Annotated in this window: 17 protein-coding genes; 5 read left to right on the forward strand and 12 right to left on the reverse strand. The window is 66.8% G+C overall.

What is annotated here, in order from left to right:
* Positions 1-193: 193 nt before the first annotated feature.
* Positions 194-2,515 carry a methyl-accepting chemotaxis protein gene (locus AC3IS2_RS09835; RefSeq protein ID WP_489197529.1) on the forward strand — a complete coding sequence of 774 codons (2,322 nt, stop codon included), beginning with the start codon at positions 194-196 and terminating at the stop codon, positions 2,513-2,515.
* A gap of 58 nt (positions 2,516-2,573) precedes the next feature.
* On the opposite strand, the gene AC3IS2_RS09840 is transcribed toward AC3IS2_RS09835, so the two are convergent.
* Positions 2,574-3,236, reverse strand: a complete 663-nt coding sequence (locus tag AC3IS2_RS09840) for a TorF family putative porin (RefSeq protein ID WP_489197530.1) — start codon at positions 3,234-3,236, stop codon at positions 2,574-2,576.
* 184 nt (positions 3,237-3,420) lie between these two features.
* Complete coding sequence (locus AC3IS2_RS09845; RefSeq protein ID WP_489197531.1) at positions 3,421-5,484, reverse strand: TonB-dependent receptor plug domain-containing protein; 2,064 nt, start codon at positions 5,482-5,484, stop codon at positions 3,421-3,423.
* 102 nt (positions 5,485-5,586) lie between these two features.
* Between AC3IS2_RS09845 and AC3IS2_RS09850 the strand changes: the two genes are divergently transcribed.
* Positions 5,587-7,686 carry a winged helix-turn-helix domain-containing protein gene (locus AC3IS2_RS09850; protein WP_489197533.1) on the forward strand — a complete coding sequence of 700 codons (2,100 nt, stop codon included), beginning with the start codon at positions 5,587-5,589 and terminating at the stop codon, positions 7,684-7,686.
* Positions 7,687-7,919: 233 nt separating this feature from the next.
* Here AC3IS2_RS09850 and AC3IS2_RS09855 read toward each other — a convergent pair whose 3' ends face one another.
* The 4 genes from AC3IS2_RS09855 to AC3IS2_RS09870 form a co-directional block, all read right to left on the reverse strand.
* Positions 7,920-10,502: a TonB-dependent receptor gene (locus AC3IS2_RS09855; protein WP_489197534.1), complete on the reverse strand. Its 2,583-nt coding sequence runs from the start codon at positions 10,500-10,502 to the stop codon at positions 7,920-7,922.
* Positions 10,503-10,657: 155 nt separating this feature from the next.
* Complete coding sequence (locus tag AC3IS2_RS09860; protein WP_489197535.1) at positions 10,658-11,926, reverse strand: DUF5690 family protein; 1,269 nt, start codon at positions 11,924-11,926, stop codon at positions 10,658-10,660.
* Positions 11,927-11,946: 20 nt separating this feature from the next.
* Positions 11,947-12,789 carry a phosphonoacetaldehyde hydrolase gene (gene phnX, locus AC3IS2_RS09865; protein ID WP_489197537.1) on the reverse strand — a complete coding sequence of 281 codons (843 nt, stop codon included), beginning with the start codon at positions 12,787-12,789 and terminating at the stop codon, positions 11,947-11,949.
* Positions 12,790-13,932: a TIGR03364 family FAD-dependent oxidoreductase gene (locus tag AC3IS2_RS09870; protein WP_489197538.1), complete on the reverse strand. Its 1,143-nt coding sequence runs from the start codon at positions 13,930-13,932 to the stop codon at positions 12,790-12,792. It abuts the gene before it with no gap.
* A 148-nt stretch (positions 13,933-14,080) separates the two neighbouring features.
* Here AC3IS2_RS09870 and AC3IS2_RS09875 point away from each other — a divergent pair, with 148 nt between their 5' ends.
* Positions 14,081-14,962 (forward strand): LysR substrate-binding domain-containing protein, encoded by an 882-nt coding sequence (locus AC3IS2_RS09875; protein WP_489197540.1) that lies wholly within the window; start codon positions 14,081-14,083, stop codon positions 14,960-14,962.
* Positions 14,963-15,252: 290 nt separating this feature from the next.
* Here the strand turns inward: AC3IS2_RS09875 and AC3IS2_RS09880 are convergent, their stop codons facing one another.
* The 3 genes from AC3IS2_RS09880 to AC3IS2_RS09890 are packed head-to-tail and all read right to left on the reverse strand — an operon-like array spanning position 15,253 to position 17,347.
* Positions 15,253-16,062: an enoyl-CoA hydratase/isomerase family protein gene (locus AC3IS2_RS09880; protein ID WP_489197541.1), complete on the reverse strand. Its 810-nt coding sequence runs from the start codon at positions 16,060-16,062 to the stop codon at positions 15,253-15,255.
* Between the two features lie 23 nt (positions 16,063-16,085).
* Positions 16,086-16,607: a nuclear transport factor 2 family protein gene (locus tag AC3IS2_RS09885; protein ID WP_489197542.1), complete on the reverse strand. Its 522-nt coding sequence runs from the start codon at positions 16,605-16,607 to the stop codon at positions 16,086-16,088.
* Positions 16,604-17,347 (reverse strand): SDR family NAD(P)-dependent oxidoreductase, encoded by a 744-nt coding sequence (locus tag AC3IS2_RS09890; protein ID WP_489197543.1) that lies wholly within the window; start codon positions 17,345-17,347, stop codon positions 16,604-16,606. The genes AC3IS2_RS09885 and AC3IS2_RS09890 overlap by 4 nt, the downstream gene beginning before the upstream one ends.
* 149 nt (positions 17,348-17,496) lie before the next feature.
* On the opposite strand from AC3IS2_RS09890, the gene AC3IS2_RS09895 reads away from it, so the two are divergent.
* A complete protein-coding gene (locus tag AC3IS2_RS09895) occupies positions 17,497-17,976 on the forward strand; it encodes a nuclear transport factor 2 family protein (RefSeq protein WP_489197544.1) in 480 nt (159 codons plus the stop codon).
* A gap of 19 nt (positions 17,977-17,995) precedes the next feature.
* Positions 17,996-19,060 carry an alkene reductase gene (locus AC3IS2_RS09900; RefSeq protein ID WP_489197545.1) on the forward strand — a complete coding sequence of 355 codons (1,065 nt, stop codon included), beginning with the start codon at positions 17,996-17,998 and terminating at the stop codon, positions 19,058-19,060.
* 70 nt (positions 19,061-19,130) lie between these two features.
* Here AC3IS2_RS09900 and AC3IS2_RS09905 read toward each other — a convergent pair whose 3' ends face one another.
* Genes AC3IS2_RS09905 through AC3IS2_RS09915 form a run of 3 tightly spaced genes read right to left on the reverse strand, consistent with a single transcriptional unit; the run spans position 19,131 to position 21,839 of the window.
* Positions 19,131-19,526, reverse strand: coding sequence for a MerR family transcriptional regulator (locus tag AC3IS2_RS09905; RefSeq protein WP_489197547.1), 396 nt, complete (start codon positions 19,524-19,526; stop codon positions 19,131-19,133).
* A 10-nt stretch (positions 19,527-19,536) separates the two neighbouring features.
* A complete protein-coding gene (locus AC3IS2_RS09910) occupies positions 19,537-20,313 on the reverse strand; it encodes an SDR family NAD(P)-dependent oxidoreductase (RefSeq protein ID WP_489197548.1) in 777 nt (258 codons plus the stop codon).
* Positions 20,310-21,839: a FadD3 family acyl-CoA ligase gene (locus tag AC3IS2_RS09915; RefSeq protein WP_489197549.1), complete on the reverse strand. Its 1,530-nt coding sequence runs from the start codon at positions 21,837-21,839 to the stop codon at positions 20,310-20,312. Before AC3IS2_RS09915 ends, AC3IS2_RS09910 begins: the two co-directional genes overlap by 4 nt.
* Between the last annotated feature and the right edge of the window lie 10 nt (positions 21,840-21,849).

Here is a 21,849-nt window from a genome sequence, read left to right on the forward strand (position 1 = left end):
TCAACTGAATCCCGGAACCATCCACCGACTGTCCAGGCCATCCGCCGCGCCGTCCTCGTCCCCCTATCTGTTGCGGCTGCGCGACGATGCTCTGAGCAGGCCTCGAGAGCCCAGCCGCCACACTGTGATCAGCACCCCTCCTAGCTCATCATTAAGAAAGTCCCGCTAGAACTTCGTCGAAACGGGGTTTAGTATGCGTGATTTCAAGAACTTATCAGTAGCCGGAAAACTGCTTCTGGCGGGCGGCGCTGTTACGGGCGTGCTTCTCCTCTGCGCCGCCGTGGCGGTGTCGCAGAACACCCGGTCGGTCGCGCGTGGCCTGTCGCACGACTACGCCGAAGCCTTGAGCGAGAGCGCGGTCTCCAGCGTCAGCGGCAAGATCAGCGCGGCCGACACCGCGGCGCGCTCCATCGCGGAGATGATCGGCACGGCGCATGAATCCGGCGTCCGCGATCGGCGCACGATCATGAACATGCTGAAGCCGGCGGCCAGCGGCACGGCCCTGGTCACGGGCAGCTGGTTCATGGCGGCGCCGGGGGCCTTCGACGGCATGGACGGCGCCATGGCCGGCCGCACTGACCTGGGCTCGAACGGCAACGGCTATTTCACGCCCTACTGGGTCAACGACGGCAGCAATATCGTCATGCAGCCGCTGAACTCGGTCAACGACTACGAACAGCCCTATTATGTTCAGCCCTTCACCACCGGAAAGCCGATCCTCAACGAGCCCTACGCCTATGAGGTGAGCGGCAAGATGGTGCTGATGACCTCGATCGCCTACCCCGTCGTTTCCGGCGGCAAGGTGATCGGCGTCGCCGGCGTCGATGTGACCCTGGACGGCCTGTCTGCCATGCTGGGCGAGATGAAGCCCTTCGACACCGGCCGCGTCATGCTGCTGTCGAGCGCCGGAAACTGGGTCTCTCACCCCGACGCCGCCCTGCGCACCAAACCCTATGCCGAGGCGCGGCCCGACGACGTGCGCGCCGTCATGACCGGCGGCGAGGCGACGCGCCTCGATGGTCTGCGCGACCTGAGGAAGGAGCCGATCGAACGCCTGGTCAGCCCCGTGCCCTTCGGAGACCTGAACACGACCTGGGCTCTGGTGACCGACATCCCCTCGGCCGCGATCAACGGCCCTGCTGATCGTCTCGCCATCGCCATGATGATCGGCGGCCTGATGATCCTCGGCCTGGTCATGGGGGCCCTCTTCTTCGTGACCGAGCGCGTCGTTCGCCGCCCTCTGGCCCAGTTGACCGCTTCGGTCGGCGCGCTGAACGCCGGCCGCTATGACGAGCCGGTCAAGGGAACCGCCAGCACCGACGAGGTGGGCGGCATCGCCCGCGCGCTGGAAGGCTTCCGTCACGACCTGGCCGAAACCGGTCGCCTGCGCGCCGAGCAGGAGCGAGATCGCGCAGCCGCCGAAGCCGAGCGCCAGCGCAACGACGTCGCCCGTCGAGCCGCCGAAGAAGAGCAGAAGTTCGTGGTCGCTTCGGTCGGCGAAGGCTTGTCGAGCCTGTCGAACGGGGATCTGACCTATCGTCTGGAAGCCGCCTTCCCGCAGGACTATCGCAAGCTGCAGGACGACTTCAACACCGCCATGAGCCGCCTGGAAGACACCATGTCGGCCATCATCGGCAGCGCTGGCGGCATTCGCTCGACCACCTCCGAGATCAGTCAGGCGGCGGACGACCTGTCGCGCCGCACCGAACAGCAGGCCGCCAGCCTGGAAGAGACCGCCGCCGCCCTTGAGGAGGTCACCACCACCATCCGTCACGCCTCGGCCGGCGCGGATCGCGCGCGCGGCATCGTCGACGCCACCCGAAACAACGCCGCCCGCAGCGGCGAAGTGGTCAATGAAGCGGTCGCCGCCATGCGCGATATCGAGACTTCGGCTCAGCAGATCGCCCAGATCACCGGGGTGATCGACGAGATCGCCTTCCAGACCAACCTGCTGGCCCTGAACGCCGGCGTCGAAGCAGCGCGCGCGGGCGACGCCGGCCGCGGCTTCGCGGTCGTGGCCTCGGAAGTTCGTGCCCTGGCCCAGCGTTCGGCCGAAGCCGCCAAGGAGATCAAGACCCTGATCGCCGCCAGCACCGAACGCGTCAGCCAGGGGGTCAGGTTGGTGGACGGGACAGGCCAAGCCCTGACCCGCATCATCGCCGAGGTGGCCGAAATCAATGGCCTGGTGTCCGACATCGCCGCCTCCGCCCGCGAACAGGCGACTGGTTTGGCCGAGATCAACACGGCGGTGAACCAGATGGACCAGATGACCCAGCAGAACGCCGCCATGGTCGAGCAGTCGACGGCCGCCAGCCATTCCCTGGCCCAGGAAACCGGCAGCCTGGCGGACATGATGGGTCGCTTCCGCATTCGCCAGGGCGCCCAAGCCCCGCGCGCGGAAGCGGCTGCGAGCTTGCCGATCCGCTCCAGGCCGGCGCGCCCCGTCGCCGTGCTCAAAACGGTCGGCGGTCGAGGCGTGGCCGCGGCGGCGGAAGCGGACTGGGAAGAGTTCTGAGCTTTTTCCTGAGGAGGCCGGCGTCGGCGGAAACCGCCGCGCCGGCCCTTTCAGGTCCTTAGAAGCTGGCCTTCAGCCCAGCCACGAAACGGGCGTCCGCCAGCGGGCTGTCCATGTCGTGGTAGCGCACATCCACAGTCAGTTGCTCGGTCAGGGCATAGGCTGCACCCAGGTTCCAGGCGGCGTAGTCGCCGCTCACGTCCAGCCACTGACGCCCGACCGCCCCCGAGAGGGTTAGCCGGTCCATCGGAACAAAGGCGGCGTTGGCTTCGACATAGGTCGCCTTTTCGTCCACGCCGAAATAGTCGAACGAATAATAGACCGCCGCCCCCAAGGTCGCCGGCCCCACGGCACGCGAGGCCAGCGCCTTGAACTCTACGTAATTGTAGTCCGCCCCGTCCGGCTCATTGACGTAGAAGTAGCCGCCAGCGCCCAGATCCAGCGCGTAGCCGGCCGCTTCCGTCCGGTAGCCTCCGTAAAGGTCGATCTCGGCGTCCGTATCATCGCCGAAATCCACATTGGACGCCCAACTGCCTAGGTAGAAACCATCCAGATCGACATCAACGCCGCCCTGCAGGGCCGCCTCCCCGTCCGTCTGGCTCGCACCACGAAACACATAGTCGCTGACCACGCCCACATTGAACGCCACATCAGGCTTGGCCTGGGCCGAGCCCGCAATAAACACAGCCAGCGCCGAAACGCAGGCAGACACCAACTTCATAAATCATCCCCAAGGGTCGTTTTCCTGGGGCTAGCTCTGCGCACGAAATCATTGAAGAAAAACAACCGCCGCAACCGAAACCGCGGCCTCTCAATGGCTGACCATGGATACCGCTTATCGAGGGTTCCAGCTTGATGTCTGTCACCGTCGGCTTCGGCGCCTAGCGTCAGCGCCGCGGCCATCGTCAGAACGTCTTTCGAAGACGCAGCGAGTAGAAGGTCCGCGGGTCGACGTTGCGGGTTTCGATATAGCTGATGGGCCGGGTCTTACGGTCGGCGTAGGCGATGCGCGTCTGGTGAAAATCGTCCCAGAGGTTGATCTGCGCCCGGAGCGCCAGCGTAGGGGTCGGTTTGTACTCGACCCAGCCCTCGATGTAGTCGTGGCCTCTCCACGAATAGCGGAAGTCAGGATCATAGCGGGTCTGGCCCAGCAGCGGGACCCAGGTTCCGCTCCACTGCAAATTCCACGATTTAATGTCCTGGGCGATCGTGATGAGCGGATGGGACGGCCGCCCGGAGGATATCCGCCGGACCTCGCCGCTCGTCGGATCAGTGACCTCGGAGTGATTCCAGGTGTTGCGCGCATGGATCCGGCCGCCGCTGAAACCGAACCGGTCCAACGGAGCCTGGATGCTCACCGCCAGTCGGTCCAGCGTGCCGTCGCCGATATTGCCGACCGCTGACAGACCGTCCTCCAGCGGGATGACGTCGATGGCGTTGCGAATCTCGTCATGGCGCAGCGTGACGCTGATAATGCCGTCGCCCCAGAAACGGCGCTCGTAGGCCATTTCGCTGATCCAGCGCTGTTCGGGCACCAGATCCCTGTTGCCGCCGGTGACGTTCTCATCCTCCAGATCGGCCGAGGCCGCGAAGTCGCTGAAGTTCAGCTGCCGGACCTCGCGCTCGAACCTCACCCGGAACTCATTGTTCGGCATGGGCGTCCAGGTCGCCAGCAGGCGCGGTTTGATGAAGGAGAAGGTCTTCTCCTGGTTGGCGTCGCCGGACTGGCTGATGGTCGAGCGCTCCAGGCGCAGGCCGCTTTCGACGGAAAGGTTGTCACGCACCCGCCAGGTCCCCTTGCCGAACACTTCGCCGCGGGTCTCCTCGACCTTGACCGAGGCCGACGGCAGAGGAACAGGCACGCCGCCGTTGCTGAAGGCCTGCTCGGTCTCCAGCATATTGTAGGCGACTTCAGCGCCGGCCTCGAAACCCAGGCTTGGGGCGTGCTCATAGCGCATCAGACTTCGCAGGATGGTCTCGGCGGCTTCGCTCTCGGTGGTGAAGCGTTGTTCGGGGCCGTCCACACCGCTCAGTCGGGTCCGCGAGAAGGAGTCGGAGTCGGTTGAGCTGAACTCATGGATGAAGCGGGTCTCGGAGGTCAGACGGTTGTCGAGCGCGCGGGTGAATACCGCGCCGAACTCGCCGCTGGAGCCGTCCTCCTGGTACATAGCCTCACGCCGCACGGTGGGCGACGTCTGCAGGTCCAGAGCCTCAAAGTCGTTGAGTCCATAACGGGCCGTCAGGTCGATCTGACCGCCCAGGAACGGGTTCGCATAGTTGACCCGCAGCGAGGTGTCGCCGTTCTTCTGGTCGCTGAAATAGTCCTCGCTACGCAGGATGTTCCCCAAGCCGTCCCGACGCACCACGGGGCCGACACCGCGCGAGTCGTTGACCGAGAAGCCCTCGGTGAGGGTAAAGCCCCAGGTGCGGTCGCCGTCCTGGGCCGTGAACTGCCAGACGCCGCCAAAGGCGTCGTTCCCCCCATCGTGCAGGACCGCATTGCCGGTGAAGATCGACTGGCGGCTGGACTGATCGCGGGTGATGACGTTGGCGACGACCGAGAAGCCCTGCATATCGATGCCAGGGGCGCCCCCGCGAACCAGCTCGATGCGCTCGACCTGACCGACCAGGATGCGCGACAGCACGCTGGAGCCCGTATCGTTCTTGGACGCCGGGCGCGAGCCGTTGATCAGGATGTTGCCGACCGAGCCCTGAAAACCGCGACCGCCGTCACCGTCGATGACGCTGAAGCCCGGAACCCGGCTGACCATATCCAGCGCCGTGACCGGCTGCTGGCCGGCGAAGAAGTCCGGCGGAAAGACCAGCACGCCCTGACCGGCTTCGGCCTGTGGCGCGGCCGGGTTGGGCGTCGAGGCAGCCGTAAACGGCGCAGTTTGCGCGAGCGCTGGGACCGAAAGCGCCAGGGACAGAGGGGTCAGTACAAGCAGGCGGGCGTCGAAGATGCGCATCGGCGGGTCCAATCGGGGTGGCTGGTAATCTCCACGGCGATAGACGAGACTGGCGTTATGGGAGCGAGGGCGGGGGCCCGATCTTGAGCCGATGATTTTCCGATGAACGACCTGTCAGCTCTGCTTCGCAGGCCGATCGAACTGGTGTCCGAACCGCCGTTCCCACTGGGGACGAGCGTGGTTCATCCCGCCTCTCTCGAGGTGGTCTGGCCCGATGGAAGTTGCAAACTCGAACCCCGCGTGATGCAGGTTCTGGTCGCGCTGAACCGCAGGCGCGGCGATCCGCTTGGTCGGGAGGAACTGTCCCGTCTCTGCTGGGATGGACGAGTCGTTGGCGACGACGCCCTGGTGCGATGCATCGTCAAATTGCGAAAGATCTTCCAGCGCGATCCGGCCGTGGAGATCGCCAGCATTCCCAAGGTCGGCTACCGCCTGCGCCTTCTCGCCGTCACGCCGGAGACGGCCGGGACGGGCGAGACGTCGTCGATTGCGCCCACGCCTGGACCAGACTGGCGATCGCCGCGATGGCTTCTGGCGGGCGGCGCAGTCGTCACGATCGCCGCGCTGGGCGTCGGAGCCTTCGTCGTGATGCAGCCGCCCAGCGCGCTCGCGATCGAGGCTGTGCGTCCCCTGACCTCGGAACTCGGCGTCGAGACCCACCCTGCCCTTTCGTCCGACGGGCGCCTGATCGCCTACGCCGGCGGCGCCGGATACGGCGCACAGAGAGACATCTTCCTGCGGGGCGTCGCTGACGGCACGCCGATCCGACTGACCAACACGCCTGAGGACGAGATGGCACCCGCCTGGTCGCCCGACGGTCAGAGCATCGCCTTCGTCCGCAGCGTCACGAACGCGCCTTGCGAGATTCTGGTCGCCCCTGTTCCCCAGGGCGAGCCCCGCGTGGTCGGGCGCTGCTCCGTGGACGCCGCGACGCGTCTGGCCTGGACCCGTGAGGGCGAACTGCTGCTGTCCGACCGGCCGAAGCGCAACGCCGTGCGCCGCATCCGCGCCCTGAACCCCGACACTGGCCGGATGCGGGATGTGACCTCGCCGCCGCCCAACAGCCTGGGCGACAGCGACCCGATCGTCACCCACCGCGGCGATCACCTGGTCTTCCGACGCTTCTTCTCCTACGGCGTGGGCGACCTCTACACAGCCGAGGTTTCCGGCGCCGGACAACGGGCCCTCACCCGCAACGGCTGGAAAGCCTTAGGCTACGCCTTCACCGCGGACGACCGGAGCCTGGTCTTCTCCAGCAATCGCAACGGCGATTCCGGCCTGTGGTCGGTGGACGTCGAGCGCCCGGCCAAGCCCGTTCGCCTGAGCCTGGGCCTGCTCGCGTTCGGCCGCCTGTCCTCCGATCAGCATGGCCTGCTGGTGGCCGAGGCCAGCGACTATGGATCAAACCTGTTCGCCTGGCGCACCGGCGCCGCCCCCGTCGCGCTCACCAACGGCAACACCAACGACTGGGATCCGGACCTTTCCTCGACAGGCCAACTGACCTTCATCTCAAATCAAAACGGCGGATCGGATATCTGGGTCAAACGCGGCGAAGGCGCGCCGACACGACTGACCGACCTGAAGGCCAATACCGTCTTCTCGCCTCGCTGGTCGCCTGACGGCCGCAGCATCGCCTTCATCGCGGCGCGCGACCGCCCAACCGACGTGTATCTGATCAACGCCGATGGATCCGGCCTTCGCAAGGTCACCTCGGATGGGGCGGCGCGCGACGAACTGGCATGGGACAGCAATGGCGACCTCGTCGTTCCGACCCTGAGGGAGACCGGCTGGCGCGTCGAACGGATCGATCCGCGCGGGCGCGTGACCGTTGTTCCGAACAGCGCCGGAGTTTGGACTATCAAAAGCGCGGCCGGCAGGGGCCTCTATGCGGTGAAACAGGATGACGATCGACTCTGGCGCCTTGAACCAACCGGCGCTGTTCTCACGGCCCCTCTGATCCGCGTCAGCCACGAGGAGGCCTGGGCGCCGACAAGGGACGGCGCCTATCACTTGGTGGCAAGCCCCAGCGGCGAGACCGTCCTGCGCCTGACGACCTGGTCCGGTGCGAGCCGCGACGTGCAGTCGCTGGGAAGGTTCGGCCAGAAGCACAGCCTGGCCGTATCCCCGACCCAAGACATCGTCGCCGCCAGGGTGGTTCGCGACGAGGCGGACCTGCGGGCCTTTCGGCTGACGCGCCGCTAGAACATGGCGACCGCTCCATCGCACGCATCCTGACGCGCGGCTGGAGCGCGCCCAGGTCATGTGCATGGAAGGCGCCATGGAGATCGAAGACCTGGACGCAGCAGGCGGATGACGTCTGACAGGGCCGTCGAACTGGCCCGTTCGCTCGGCCAGTAGGCCCGAGGCGTCAACGGCTGGACCTCAGTTGGCGAGCCGCGAAGAGGCGGGAGGCTCGACGCCTCCCGCCTCCTTGGTCAGAAGCTGGCCTTGACGCCCAGCAGGAAGCGCGGGCCGTAGTACTCGACCTGCAGCGGACGATCCTCGTCGCCGAGGTAGTAGAACAGCTTCTCGTCGGTCAGGTTCGTCGCCTCTCCGAAGACGGTGACGCGGTCGGTGACGTCATAGGCGACGTTGAAGTCTAGGCTGGTGTATTCGCCGTAGTAGCTGTCCGAGGCGGCGGTCGCGCCATACTCCTCGATGAAGGCGCCCTTGTAGTTCATGGCCAGACGCCCCGAGAGGCGGCCGTCGTCGTAGTAGACGGCGAGATTGCCCAGATTGTCGGCCTGGCGCGGGATCGGCGCCTTGCGGCCGTCCGGCAGTTCGAACTCGGACCGGGTGTAGGTGTAGTTGGCGTTGACGCCGAGATGCGCCAGGACGCTTGGCAGGAAGGTCAGCCGGCGCTGCAGGTTCAGCTCCAGTCCGTAGAGCCAGCCGCCCTCGCCGTTGGCGGGCGCCAGGAAGGCCACGCCGTCGGTGCCGCGGAAGGTCCCCACCGTCCGCGTATCGAAGACCGGATCCTCGATCCGCTTGTAGAAGGCCCCCGCCGAAACCACGCCGACGTTGCTGTAGAAGCGCTCGAACAGCAGATCCAGATTGGTGGAATAGGTCGGCTTCAGGTCAGGGTTTCCGCCCGAGAATTCGAGGTCGGCCTCGCTGAAGGCCCCGCCCGGGGCGATGTCGCCGAAGTCGGGGCGCGCGAAGGTGCGCGTCACGGCGGCGCGCAGGTTGGTGTCCTGGTCCAGACGATAGGTCAGGTGCAGCGACGGCAGGACGGCGAGGTAGTCGTTGGACCGGTTCTCGGGCGTCAGGGCGCCGTCCACCAGGACCTGACCATTCACGGTCGTCTCGGTGTTCTCCAGCCGCAGACCGCCCAGCACGGTCCAGCGCGCGTCGGGACGCCAGGTGGCCATGGCGTAGGCCGCCGACTGCTTCTCGTTCAGCGTGAAGGTCCGCCCCAGGGCGCCGCCGTTCGCCGCCGTCGCCGACCCCGCGGCGTCGAGGATCAGGTTGTGACGGTTGGCCTTGTACCAGGCGGTGATGTCGTTCTCTGACACCACCTGGGAGAACTGGTTGCGGTACTGGGCGCCGATGTTCAGTGCATCAAGGAAGTCGCCCCGCCCCGGCTGATCCATCAGCGCGAAGTCGGCCAGGGTCGGGACCGGACCGGCCGCCGGGTTCCAGGTGTAGAACAGGTCCTCGAAGGCGGCGTCCCGCACCTTGTCGCGATGCTTGGCGCCGAACTTCAGCTCCAGGCTGGGGCTGATCTCACGGGTGTAGTTGACCTCGGCGACGACGCGGTCGCGCTCGGTCACGGCGACCTTGTAAAGCTCGACGTTGGCCAGGCGCGTCAGCGCCGGATTCATCTGGAAGCCGGCCGGCAGGTGGTTGCTGATGGCGTTGGCCGGATCGGTCCCGCCGTCGATGGTGTTGTAGGCCAGATTGCCCGCGCCGCGGTTCTGCAGGCCCTGATAGCCCACGTTACGCTGGTCGAAGCGGACGACGAAGTAGGAATTGTCCTGACCGTCCGGCGTGTCGCCGTAGCGGAACTCGTTCTGGTAGGAGCCGATCTTCCAGTCCACCTCGCCGCCGGCCAGCGGGTGACGCCCGCCGAACTCGCCGCCGCTCAGTTCCGTGATCAGGGTGTTGAAGATGTGCTGCACCTCGACCCGGTTTGAGGCGAAGTTCAGCCGGTGCTTGTAGTGGGTCTCGTCGTCTTCCAGCGTGCCGTAGATGGCGCGACCGAACACCTGGCCGCCGTTGTCGAAATTGTATTCCGCGGCGGCGTTCAGACCCAGGGTCTCGCGCGTGCCGGTGTAGTCACGCAACTCCAGGCGCGAAATGCCGATCCCGTCGCCGCCGCGGCGCGGTTCGTAGTTGTCAGTGGCCCAGTCGCGGACATAGCGGGTCCCGCTCAGCAGGAAGCCGAACTTGCCGTCCATCAGGCGGTCGCCGACCGTCAGGCTGAGCAGGTCGCCGTACTCGCCGGCCTTGTCGGAATAGTTAAGACCGGCCGTGGCCTGGATGGTGCGCTCGCTCGGCGCCGTGCGCGTGATGAAGTTGACGCTGCCGCCGATGGCGTCGCCTTCCATGTCCGGCGTCACGGCCTTGGAGACCTCGACCCGGTCGATCAGCTCGGACGGGAAGAAGTCGAAGGCGGTCGCGCGGCTGGTGGTCTCTTCCTCCGCGGTCGGCAGGCGGCCGCCGTTGATGAGGGTCGAGTTCCACTGCGAGGGCAGGCCGCGCACGGCGACGAAGCGGCCCTCGCCCTGATCGCGTTCGATGGCGACGCCCGGGGCGCGCTGCACGGCCTCGGCGGCGTTGCGGTCCGGCAGGCGGCCGATGCCGTCGGACGAGACGACGTTCAGGATGTTGTCGGCAGACTTCTGGATGTTCAGCGCCCGGCGCTCGCCGCCGACGATGGCCCCGGTCACGACGATGTCGTCGACCTGGGTCGCCAGGCCAGCCTCGGGGGCCGGGATCCCTTCCGGGGAAAGGGCCAGGGCGGTGTGAGCCAGGGCGGTCCAGCTGACCGCCGCGAGAAGGATCGCGCGCTTCATCGGGTATCTCTTGAAAGGTTTCAGGCGCAGACGGCGTCTGGCCGAACGGTCACACCATGTTCGCCAGGCGCAGACCATTTGATTGCCTCAATGCCGAACATAGATTTCGCAGAGCGCGTTGCTACAAATCTGTCAAAAATACTGAATGAGATAGATCAACGAAGCTTTCTGGAGAAATAGAGCGCGCTGAATATAGTCAGCACACAGCCTATGACCGACACCCATCCGGCGCTCGCCATGAAGAAGGACAGCCAGGGCATGCTGACGCTCCCCAGGTTGCGGCCCAGCGTCAGGGCCACGCTGCCCAGATAACCGGAGGCGTCGGCCAGGTAGATGAGGAAGCCCGCCGTCCCGACCTGGCGCGTCGCCGCGATCAGCCGGTCGAACAGCATGGCGTTGAAGGGCGTATAGGCCAGATACAGACCCGCGCCCGAAGCGATCATCCACGGCAGGGGCGCCAGCAATCCATGCTGGAAGGCCAGGGTCGACAGGCCGATCAGCGCCAGTCCGAAGCCGGTGATGGCGTGGACCGCCATCAAGGCCCGCCGATTGTCCTTGACCAGCATGAGGGCGCCGAGCGCGGCCAGGGTGATAGCGGCGATCGGCAGTTCACTGGCGGTGAAGACGCTGGAGGCGCCAGCATAGCCCAGGTCGATCCAGATCTCCGCGGCGAAGTTGTCGCGAAAATCGCGGAAGGCCGTCAGCATCACATAGGCCAGGACCAGCATCAGCACGCCGAAGCCGTATTGCTTCAGGAAGGCGCGGCGCTGGGCGGCGTACATGGGGCGGCGCTCGACCCGTTCGGCGATGTCCTCCGCATCGGGCTGCGGCATCCGCGACAGGCCCACGACCGATATCGCCAGCAAGGGCATGAACATCGCCCCGGTCGCCGCCGGCATCCACCATTCGGTGACGGCGTGGGCGGTCATCAGCCAGACCGCCGTCGACTTCACCACGCCGGAGGCGACGATGAAACTGGCGCACAGGATGGCGCCCAGCACCTCGGACGTGCGTCGTCCCTCCAGATAGCTGAACACCAGCCCCCAGATCAGCCCCAGCGGCAGGCCGTTGAGGAAGAGGGCGAAGATCTTCCAGGGCGCGGGAACCACGGCGAAGAGAACCAGGGCCAGCCACGACGCCCCGATCAGACCGAGGATGGCCGCACCGCGACGGGCCCCCGTCAGTTCGGAGATCAGCTTGACGCCGACCAGTTTCGACAGGGCGTAGCCGACCACCTGGGCGACGACCAGCGCCACCTTGAAGTCGATGACCCCGGTCCATCCGGCGACGTCGACATAGGCCGCGGCCGCGAACGGCTTTCGAAAGGCGTACATCGACAGATAGACGCAAAAGGCGGCGACGCCGCCCAGCAGGACGGGGCCGACGGCGCGTGACGGTCGGAGAGCAGGCAGAACAGCGGTCATGTGAATGAGGGTCCTGCGCCTCAGGCCCGAACGGGCGGGATGCAGACGCATTCCGAGCCGCCAGGCTTGCCCCCCTGGGCGATCCTTGCCTCGATTATCGCGAGGGCGTGCGACAGGTCGGCGACGCTTTCGAGAACAATGTCCGCGCCGGCGGCCTCATGCGCCTCGGCGGCCGAGGCCAGGCGCGCGGCGCGCTCATCCGGCGCCAGGGCGCGGTAGTCGTCCAGCGGCAGGCCGACGCCGTTGCCTGACCCCGCCAGACCGATCGACCAGCACCCCGCGTTGCGGCCGGCGGCGACCCCGACAGCGGCGTCGTCGACCACGACCGCTGCGTCCGTCGGCCAGGCGCCCAGTTCCACCAGGGCCTTCCAGATCATCAGGGGCGCAGGGCGTCCCGCCCGCGTTTCTCCGGCGCAGACCACCACCTCGGGCGCATAGCCCTGGGCCGCCGCCAGCGGCAGGATGCCGCCCATCATCGAGCGGGTGTATCCCGTGGTCGATCCGACATGGATGTCGCGCGCCCGCAGCATCTCCAGAGCTTCCAGCGCGCCGGGGATCAGGGTCGCCGTGGCCTCGGCTTCGCGCCGCATGGCCGGCTCGAGTTCCGCCATCAGGCCGTCGACATCCGCCTCGTTCCAGCCGCGTCCCCGGGCCGCGCGCCAGGCCTCGCCTATCTCGAGCTCGGACAGCATGGCCTCGACGTGGGCGCGCTTGGCCATGCCCATGTAGCGACGCACCTGATCGTCCTCGACCGGCGTTCCAGCCTCGGCGAACACCGCCTTGAGCGCCCGCACCGGCGCGCAGGATCCGAAGTCCACCATCGTGCCCGCCCAGTCGAACACCACCGCCCTGATCGCGCCCATTTACGCGGCTCCCTTCAATGAAATATTGGTCGCGGCCGCCACCACGCGTTCGCCGATGGCGAAGCCGCTCGACATGCCCGCGCCGCAGGTCACGAGCGTCATGTGCACGCCCGGGAGCACCTCCTCGGAGAACCAGGGCTCTCGCGGGGACCAGGCGTAGAAGCCGATCCAGCGCTCGACGACCGGCGCCGCATAGCCCGGCATGGACTCGCGCAGGGCGTCCAGGATCAGCTCATCCATCTCGAGCCGCTGGAAGGGATCGGGCGAGGCGCCGTATTCGTGGCTGTCGCCCACCACCAGACTGCCGTCGGCCGACTGCACGGCGATCAGATGCACCCCCGCGTCCAGGCGTTCGCCGCATTCCTGGCGCAACCGCTGCTTCAGGGCCTCGGCCTCCGGAAGGGCGGCATAGCCTTCGTACCGGGCCAGGCTGAGGTCAGCCATGATCGGGGTCGCTAGGCGGCGTCCGCCAGACGCGAGGCGAAGCATCTGCAGCTTGCAGCGCTGCACCTCGTGACGCGCCAGGACGTCGGGGAACAGGCTGCTCAGGTCATCGCCCGAACAGATGAAGATGCAGCCGGCGCGCACCTCGCCCCGGCTGGTCGACAGGACGCCGGTCTCGCACCCGGTCACCGCCGTCGCTGGCATGAAGGCGACGCCGCATTCCCGCTGCAGCCAGGCGGCCAGGGCCGGCAGGGCCAGGCGGGGCTCCACCCGCAGCTCGTGGTCGCTGCGCAGAGCGACGCGGAACGGCGCCAGACCTTCGCAATCCATCCGGCTCGCCAGGGCCCCGGGGGTCAGGATTTCGCACCCCTCCCCCATCTCGGTCTCCATGAAGGCGTTCAGGACGGCCTCCGCCTCGGGGCGATGGGCCAGGACGGTCAGTCCCGCCTGATCCACGGCGATGCCGGCCTGGGGCGCGACCTCGGCCCAGACGTCGCGAGTGCGGCGCGCCAGGCCCCACATCTCGCCGCGCGCCTGTCCCGAGACAGTGACAAAGCCGAAGTTGCGGATGCTGGCGCCGCGCGCCGCCGGTTCGCGGTCGATCACGACGACCTTCAGGCCTGCCCGCGCCGCTGCATGGGCGTGGGCCAGGCCGAGGATGCCCATGCCGACGACGGCGACATCATAGTGGGGGATCATGCAGCGACCTTTTCGGAAGGGAGAATGATCCGCCCTCCCACGCCCGCACGACCGCAGCCATGTGATTTCAGCAATGGTCGCTATAGACGCCCGTCTTGGCCAAACCGTCGCATTTCCTCGCTAGATCGCGGTCAACGGGGAGCCCTCCATGGCCGTCAACTTCCAGCAGCTGCGTTCATTTCACGCCGTCGCCAGCGACCGCAGCGTCACACGCGCAGCCAACCGCCTGGCCATGACCCAGCCCACCTTGTCCAAGCAGATCAAGGACCTCGAGGCCCGCTATCAGGTCCAGCTTTTCACCGGCAGCCGGCCGCCGCTGACCCTGACCTCAGCCGGCGAAGCCCTGTTCGAACGGACGCGCGATCTGTTCCAGACCTCAGCCGACATCGAGGCCCTGCTCGGCGACACCCCGCCCGAGGAAGGCGGTCTGCTCCGCATCGGCACCGACTCGCCGCCCTACGCCGCCGACCTGGTCGCGGCCTATGCGCGGGAGGCCCCCAACCTCGACTTCAAGATCACGATCGGCAATGCGCGAGACACCAACCAGCTGCTGATGAACGCCTCGGTCGACATCGCCATCGTCTGCGAGCCGATCGGCCACAACGACTACACCTACCGCCCCTACTACGAGGACCGTCTGGTCGCGATCACGGCGATCGACGCACCAGAGGCGCAGAGCGCCACGTTCGACCTCTCGGCGCTCTCGCGACGCGTCCTCCTCACGCGCGAACCCGGCTCACGCACCCGGCTGGCCATGGAGCGCCTGCTGGAGGCGCGCGACGTCAGCCCCTTCCGCGTCATGGAGATGCACACCCGCGAGATGATTCGCGAAACCGTCGCCCGCGACCTGGGCGTCAGCTTCATGTTCGCCCGGGAATGTCCGTCCGACGCCCGGATCAAGGTCATGGAGCTGGACATCGAGCCTTCGCTGATCTCCGTCTCAGGCTACATCGCCTGTCGAACGGAGCGTCGTCGCCACCCCGCCATCCGGCGCGCGCTCGAACTGGCTGAAATCCTGCAGGCTCCCTGATCTCTCAAGCGGACTTTCCACGCCGCTTTGAGTGGGTCCATCAGCCCCCAGCGCAAGTTGGTTGAGCTTGTCGACTGGGCGGCAGCCTGTCGGCGCTGCTGGCGCTGGGCGGAGTCCAGAACACAAAAACCCCCGCAGCTTGGGGCTGCGGGGGTTTTGGATCTTGGGTGCGGGAGCAGGATTTGGACGATGCCACACACGGCCCTTAGTGTTCGAAGCCTAACGGCAGCACTGACTACCAGTCAGGAAGATTGCCCTCACCGCCTCGAGACCATCTCCCGTCCCCAGGCCTAGCGCCCCAAGAAGCGCGGCGGGCGACGCTCCATGAAGGCCAGCGGTCCCTCGCGCGCATCCTCGCTGGCCATGACCGCGGCCTGACAGTCCTGCTCGATCTGAAAGGCCTGCGGCAAATCGCAACCGCTGGAGCGCAGCACCGCCTCCTTGGCCTTTGCCAAGGCCAGGGGCGCCCCCTCGGCGATCCGGTCGCAAAGCTCTTTCGCCGCCGTCCGCACCTCCCCGGGAGCGACCACGCGATTGATCAGGCCCATGGACAGGGCGCGCTCGGCCTCGATCGAGGTCGCCGCCAGAATGATCTCCATGGCGTTGGCCCAACCGATCTGACGTGGCAGGCGCGCCAGCGAGCCGCCGCTGGGAATGAGCCCATGCCGCACCTCGCTCAACTGAAAGACGGCGGCGGACGAAGCGACGCGAATGTCCGTGCCCAGCATCAGCTCGAACCCCGCCGCCACCGCCAGTCCGTTGACCGCCGCCACGACCGGCTTGACGAAGTCGGTGTTGCGAAGAAGCGCGCGATCAACCAGCGACTGATGCTCATCGACCCAGCGTTGCTCGAAGTCCGTTTCCGGCAACCGCGCGCCCGTCGCCAGGGGCGCCAGCGAACCCAGGTCCACCCCGGCGCAGAAAGCCCGCTCACCCGCCCCGGTCAGCAGGGCGACCCGGATGCTCGCATCCTGCGCGATGAGGTCCCAGGCGTCGGCCAGCTGGACCATCATCTCGGCGTTCAACGCATTGTGCTTGTCCGGCCGGTTCAGCGTCACGACCGCCACGCCGCCTTCATTCTCAACCTGAATCAGCGACATGGACTCCCCCCAAGATTCAGCATCTAGGCATTGGAGAAGGCGCGACCGGCGAGACCTGCGGCGAGCAGATCGCGCGCTGACGCCGAGCCATCCAGCAGGCGGTTGCAGCGCTTGACGATCTTCCACCCCTCCGGCGACCGCGCCCACTCGAAGTGACAGGCTGAAACCCGCGCCGCGCGAAACCCTTCGTGAGCTCGAACGAACAGGCAGGAGTAGCCGATGCTGATGGCGACATCCCCGCGCACGGTCACATGAGGAAAGCCCAGCCAATGGGCGGCGCCGGCTTCGATGATGGAACGATGCTCGGGACCGTCAACCATGGCCATCAAGGCCTCGCGGCCCGTCGCGGCCCGGGGTGAATCCGCCGTCAGCCCCCCGCCCCAGTCGTAACCGCCGTCGGGCGCCCATAGCATCGCGGCGGCGACGCTGTCGCCGCTGTCCACCGCCGGCCCGTAGGCGGCGGTCAGTTGGTAGATTTCCAGCCGATCACGCAGCGCCGCCAGCTCGGCTTCCAGCCTGGAGACCCGCTCATCGATGTCGCTCATGAAAACATCCGGGGTTGGGCCGAGAATCCGGCGTCCGCGACGACGGTCTGGGACGTGATCGCGCCCGACATGTCCGACGCCAGGAAGAGGATGATGCGAGCGATATCGACGGGCTCGAGGATACGCCCCAGTGGAGAGGCGGACCTGACCTGCTCAAACTCGTCATCCGAGAACCGCTGCAGCATGCGAGGGGTCGCGACCAGCCCCGGGGCCACGGCGTTCACCCTCACCCCCTTTGCGCCCAGTTCGACGCCCGCCGATCTCACGAGGTGGTGCAGCGCCGCTTTCGCCGAACCGTAAACGGCCTGATTGGGGGACGACACAATACCGGCCAGAGATCCGACGAAGGTGATGGTTCCGCCGCCGGAAGCCCCTATGACCTCCCCGCCTCGCCGAAGCACGCGGAAGGCGTGCCTGAGGTTGAGATCATAGTTGCGCGCGATCAGCTCCTCGTCCGCCTCCCGCAGCAGTCCTCCGATCGACCCGCCCACGATATCGATGATCCCGCGCAGGGGGCCGACGCCCGCATCGCGCACGGCGTCGATGACCGCGTCAAACCCCGCCTCATCCAGAATGTCGCCTGTGATCGCGACGCCGCCGACCATTTGCGCAGCTTCAAGAGCCCGTTGCCGGTCGATGTCGACGCAAGCGACGATCGCTCCCGCCTGACGCAGGATTCGCGCCGCCTCGAGCCCGAGACCCGGGCCTACGCCCAGAACCGCGAAGACGCGGCCGCTCACACCCCACCCCAAACCACTCATTGGTGCCACCCTCATTACTTGCCGCCGACATGGACGCATAACACGGAAAAAAACAAACAATAATGTTGATATGCGCAGCTTACATGTCAGTATTGTGCGCACAACAGGAAACCCGAAGGACACCATCGATGGCGATGACCGATCTTGAGCGCCTCCTCGCGATCGAAGAGATCAAGAGCCTGACGGCGGGACGTATCCGCGCCATGGATGAGAAACGCTGGGCGGACTACGAAGCCCTGCACGCGCCGGACCACGTCTCCGACACCTATGGCAACGCGCCCGCCGTGGGCGCCAAGGCCAATACGGACAAGCTCGCCCAGGTGCTGAACGGCATCACCTCCGTTCATCACGCCCACATGCCCGAAATCGCGATCACCTCCGAAACCACCGCCACCGGCGTTTGGGCGATGGAGGACATGTTGTTCTGGAAGCAGGGCGAAGACGGCCACTGGCTGCACGGCTACGGCCACTACCATGAGCGCTACCGCCGGGACGCGGACGGCTGGCGGTTCGTCTATCGCCGGCTGACCCGCCTGCGCGTCGACATGTCCAAGGGCGCGGAGCCCGGATTTCTGAGCGTCGCGGCGTCGGGTCCGACGGCGGCCTAATCCACCCCACGAGGCGATCATGACCGACCTATTCGAACCCGTGACCCTGGGCGCGCTGAACCTCCGCAACCGTGTGGTCATGTCCGCGATGACGCGCAGCCGGGCAGGTGCAGGCGATACACCGACCGACCTGCATGAAACCTATTACCGGCAACGCGCGAGCGCCGGTCTGATCGTCACGGAAGGCATCCAGCCGAGTCCGGCCGGAAAGGGCTATTGCCGGACCCCCGGGATCTACACCCCGGCCCAGATCGAAGGCTGGCGACGGGTGGCCGACGCCGTCCACGCCGAAGGCGGCCTGGTGGTGGCGCAACTGATGCATTGCGGGCGGGTGGCCGCGCACCTCAATAAGGACGACGGGTCCGAGATCGTCGCGCCTTCCGCAATCCAGGGGCAGGCGCAGATTTTCACCGACCAGCATGGCCTGGTCGATCTCGACATGCCGCGCGCGCTCGAGACGGACGAGGTGTTGCAAACGATCAACGACTACCGCCTCGCCGCCGCCAACGCGCGGCAGGCCGGACTGGACGGCGTGGAGCTTCACTGTTCCAGCGGCTACCTGCCCATGCAGTTCCTCTCGTCGAACACCAACACCCGAACCGACGACTACGGCGGATCCGTGCAGAACCGCGTCCGGTTCGTGATGGAGGTCCTGACCGCCATGGGCGAGGAGATCGGCTTCGACCGGGTGGGCCTGCGGATATGTCCCGGCTTCGACTACAACGACATCGACGACGCCGATCCGGTCGAAACCTACGGCCTGCTTCTGGATCAGGCGTCGGGCCTCGGCCTGGCCTATCTCCACCTCGTGCGCCGCGCCTTCCCCAAGATCGACAACTTCGCCCTGGTCAAGGCGCGTTGGCGCGGCGCCCTGATCCTGAACAATGAACTCACGCCCGCCTCAGCCCGTGAGGCGCTGAAAAGCGGCGAAGCGCAGGCCGTTTCCTTCGGTCGTCATTTCATCGGGAACCCCGATTTCGTCGAACGCGTACGGCGTGACCTCGCCCTGTCGGACTACGATCCCGCCAGGCTCTACACGCCCGGCCCGCAAGGCTTCATCGACTACCCCGCCGCCATCGGCTGATCCGGGGCAGCCCACGCTCACCGCCAGCAAGGTCTTCGGGATCTCGGGCCAGGGCCGCCTCCGGCGCCCTTCAGCCCGGCCCGACGCCCCCACGGCGGACGTGTTCGAGAAGCGACCTCACCTCCGCCCGCTGATCGTCCAGAACCGCGAGCCGGCGGACGAGAACCTGTTCCAGGCCCTCGACGCACGCGCCCTCCAATCCCTTGCGGGCGTTCGATATGTCGCCGAGCGAGATGCCCAGCCGGCGCATCTCCACGATCCGGCATGCGAGGGCGGCGACGGCCGGCGGATAGACTCGGGCGTTCCTGACGCTGCGCAGGGGTGCAAGAAGGCCGATCTCTTCGTAGTACCTGACCGCGCGAACGGTCGTGCCCGCCAGAGCCGCAAGATCCGTAATCGTCAACGCGCTTGATCGAAGCGCCTCCGGATAGCGCCCTTCACCACGGTTCATCTGGCTGAGGTCCATGATGAATCGGTCAGTCGAGCGCGGCGGTCATGTTCCGGGCCTGATCCATGATCTTCGCCCGCAGGTCGTCATGCGTGGAAATCAGGAAGCGCCCGTCCAAGGCCCCCTCGAAGGCAAGGGCCGCCGCCTGCTCGGGCCGCATCATCGCCTGCGGGTTAAGCCCGCCGGAGGGGCCGAGGATCGGCGTCGCCACGCCGCCGGGGGCCAGAACCGCCACCGAAACGGGCTTGCCCTTCCACTCTTCCGCCAGGCTCTGGGCGATGGCCAGAACGGCGTGCTTGCTGGCGCCATAGGCGCCCAGCCCCGGAAAACTCACGAATGAGCTCTGCGACCCGGTCAGCACCATCCGAGAGGGCGCGACGGCCTGCAACATGGCCGGAGCAAACGCCTGGATCGTATGCACGACGCCCATGACGTTGACGTCCAGAATGCGCCGGATGTCGTCGACGGGCTGTGTGCTCAGTTCATGACGATCGAGAACGCCGGCATTGGCGAAAACCAGCCGCGCAGCCTCAGGCAGATCGTCCGCCGCCGCCTGCAATGCATGGGCGTCGCGGACATCCGCCGTCCTGACGTCCAGCACCGCGGCGGACGGCAGTTGCGCAACGGTTTCGTTCAGCCCCGCCTGTCCGGCGTCAATCAGGACAAGACGCATGCCGTGCGCCGCAGCCTCGCTGGCCAGAGCCCGGCCTATGCCGCTGCCGGCGCCGGTGATGACAGCCACCCCCCCGGCGACGCTGCCGGACAGGTCCGCGCCGCGCGAGGTCCAGATCGACGTCACGGTCACAGGCCCTTCAGTTCGGAACGCAGCACCTTGCCCGCAGCGTTCCTGGGAAAGGCGTCCAGGATCGCCACCGATCGGGGGGCCTTGTAGTTCGCCATATGGGTGCGCGCCCAGACGACGATCTCCTCAGGCGTCACGCTCGCGCCTGGACGCAGAACGACGAAGGCTCGACCGACCTCCCCCATCCTCTCGTCCGGGACGCCGATGACGGCCGCCGCCTCGATCTGCGGGTGGTCCGCCAGGAGTTTCTCGATTTCCGCCGGGTAGCAGTTGAACCCGCCGGAGATGAACATGTCCTTCTTGCGGTCGGTGATCCGGAGGTAGCCGTCTGCGTCGATGGAGCCGACGTCGCCGGTGCGAAGCCACCCTTCGGCGTTCACGGCCTCGGCAGTGGAGGCCGGATCGTTCAGATAGCCCTTCATGAGGCCGTAGCCGCGAACCCAGAACTCCCCCGTCTCGCCGACCGCCACCACCGCCCCTTCGGCGTCGACGCACTGGACCTCGACGTCGGGAAGGGGTTTGCCGATCGTGTGCGATATCTGATCAATGGTCGCGTCGGCCGGCGTCATGCTGATCACGCCGAACTCCGTCATCCCGTAGCCGTTGACGACCCGCTGTATGCCCAGTTCATCCCGCATCCGCAGGATCAGCGACGGCGGCACCGGAGCCGACCCTGTGACGGCGACGCGCAAGGACGAAAGGTCCCGCGGGGCCTTCGCCTGTTCGGCGAGCAGCATCTGATAGATCGTCGGCGGACCGGGAATGAAGCTGATCCGTTCGCGCTCGATGATCTCCGCCATCCGGACGACGTCGAAGACCGGCATGGGCACGATGGTCGCCCCGCACAGAAGGGCCGCGACCCAACCGGCCTTGTAGCCGAACACATGGAAGAAGGGGTTGGCGATGATGAACCGGTCGCCTTCCCGACAATCCACCACCCGCCCCCAGTCCCGGATCAGACGCACGACCTGGTATTGGGTGCTCACCACCCCCTTGGGTGATCCGGTCGTGCCGGACGTGAAAAGCACGTCGCTGATGGTTTCCGGGCCAATGGCGGCCAGGGCCTGGTCGACCGCCGGGTCGTCGCTGCCCCGGCCCGAAGCGACAAAAGCCTCCCAGGCAGCGGGGTCGAGCAGTTCCACAAATTCAAGATCGGGAAGCGTCTCTCCCGCGAGCAGGTCGCGATAATCCACGCCGAGGAAGCTCGACACGGTGAGGACCATGCGCGCATGGGAGCGTCGCAGGATGTCCCCCGCCTCCTTGCCCTTGAGCCGGGTGTTCAGCGGGACAAGAGCCGCGCCGGCGATCTGGAGACCCAGAGTCGCGAGAATCCACTCCCTCTGGTTGGGCGCCCAGATCGCCACAATGTCGCCGGGACCGATCCCGCGGGCCAGGAAGGCCGAAGCCGCCGCCCGGACATCGGCCCAAAGCTCGGCGAACGTCCAGGTTCGCCCGTTCTCGATCAGTCCGGGGGCGTCGCCCCATCGCAGCGCTGCGGCCTGGGCGGCGTGCGGCGCCGTCGCCGGCAAGGGATAGGGG

This window comes from Brevundimonas sp. KH_025, assembly GCF_057839885.1.

Excerpts from the sequence above, each read along its gene's own strand:
- AC3IS2_RS09835 (WP_489197529.1), top strand. The coding sequence starts at position 194 with ATGCGTGATTTCAAGAACTTATCAGTAGCCGGAAAACTGCTTCTGGCG.
- AC3IS2_RS09840 (WP_489197530.1), bottom strand. The coding sequence starts at position 3,236 with ATGAAGTTGGTGTCTGCCTGCGTTTCGGCGCTGGCTGTGTTTATTGCG.
- AC3IS2_RS09845 (WP_489197531.1), bottom strand. The coding sequence starts at position 5,484 with ATGCGCATCTTCGACGCCCGCCTGCTTGTACTGACCCCTCTGTCCCTG.
- AC3IS2_RS09850 (WP_489197533.1), top strand. The coding sequence starts at position 5,587 with ATGAACGACCTGTCAGCTCTGCTTCGCAGGCCGATCGAACTGGTGTCC.
- AC3IS2_RS09855 (WP_489197534.1), bottom strand. The coding sequence starts at position 10,502 with ATGAAGCGCGCGATCCTTCTCGCGGCGGTCAGCTGGACCGCCCTGGCT.
- AC3IS2_RS09860 (WP_489197535.1), bottom strand. The coding sequence starts at position 11,926 with ATGACCGCTGTTCTGCCTGCTCTCCGACCGTCACGCGCCGTCGGCCCC.
- phnX (WP_489197537.1), bottom strand. The coding sequence starts at position 12,789 with ATGGGCGCGATCAGGGCGGTGGTGTTCGACTGGGCGGGCACGATGGTG.
- AC3IS2_RS09870 (WP_489197538.1), bottom strand. The coding sequence starts at position 13,932 with ATGATCCCCCACTATGATGTCGCCGTCGTCGGCATGGGCATCCTCGGC.
- AC3IS2_RS09875 (WP_489197540.1), top strand. The coding sequence starts at position 14,081 with ATGGCCGTCAACTTCCAGCAGCTGCGTTCATTTCACGCCGTCGCCAGC.
- AC3IS2_RS09880 (WP_489197541.1), bottom strand. The coding sequence starts at position 16,062 with ATGTCGCTGATTCAGGTTGAGAATGAAGGCGGCGTGGCGGTCGTGACG.
- AC3IS2_RS09885 (WP_489197542.1), bottom strand. The coding sequence starts at position 16,607 with ATGAGCGACATCGATGAGCGGGTCTCCAGGCTGGAAGCCGAGCTGGCG.
- AC3IS2_RS09895 (WP_489197544.1), top strand. The coding sequence starts at position 17,497 with ATGGCGATGACCGATCTTGAGCGCCTCCTCGCGATCGAAGAGATCAAG.
- AC3IS2_RS09900 (WP_489197545.1), top strand. The coding sequence starts at position 17,996 with ATGACCGACCTATTCGAACCCGTGACCCTGGGCGCGCTGAACCTCCGC.
- AC3IS2_RS09905 (WP_489197547.1), bottom strand. The coding sequence starts at position 19,526 with ATGGACCTCAGCCAGATGAACCGTGGTGAAGGGCGCTATCCGGAGGCG.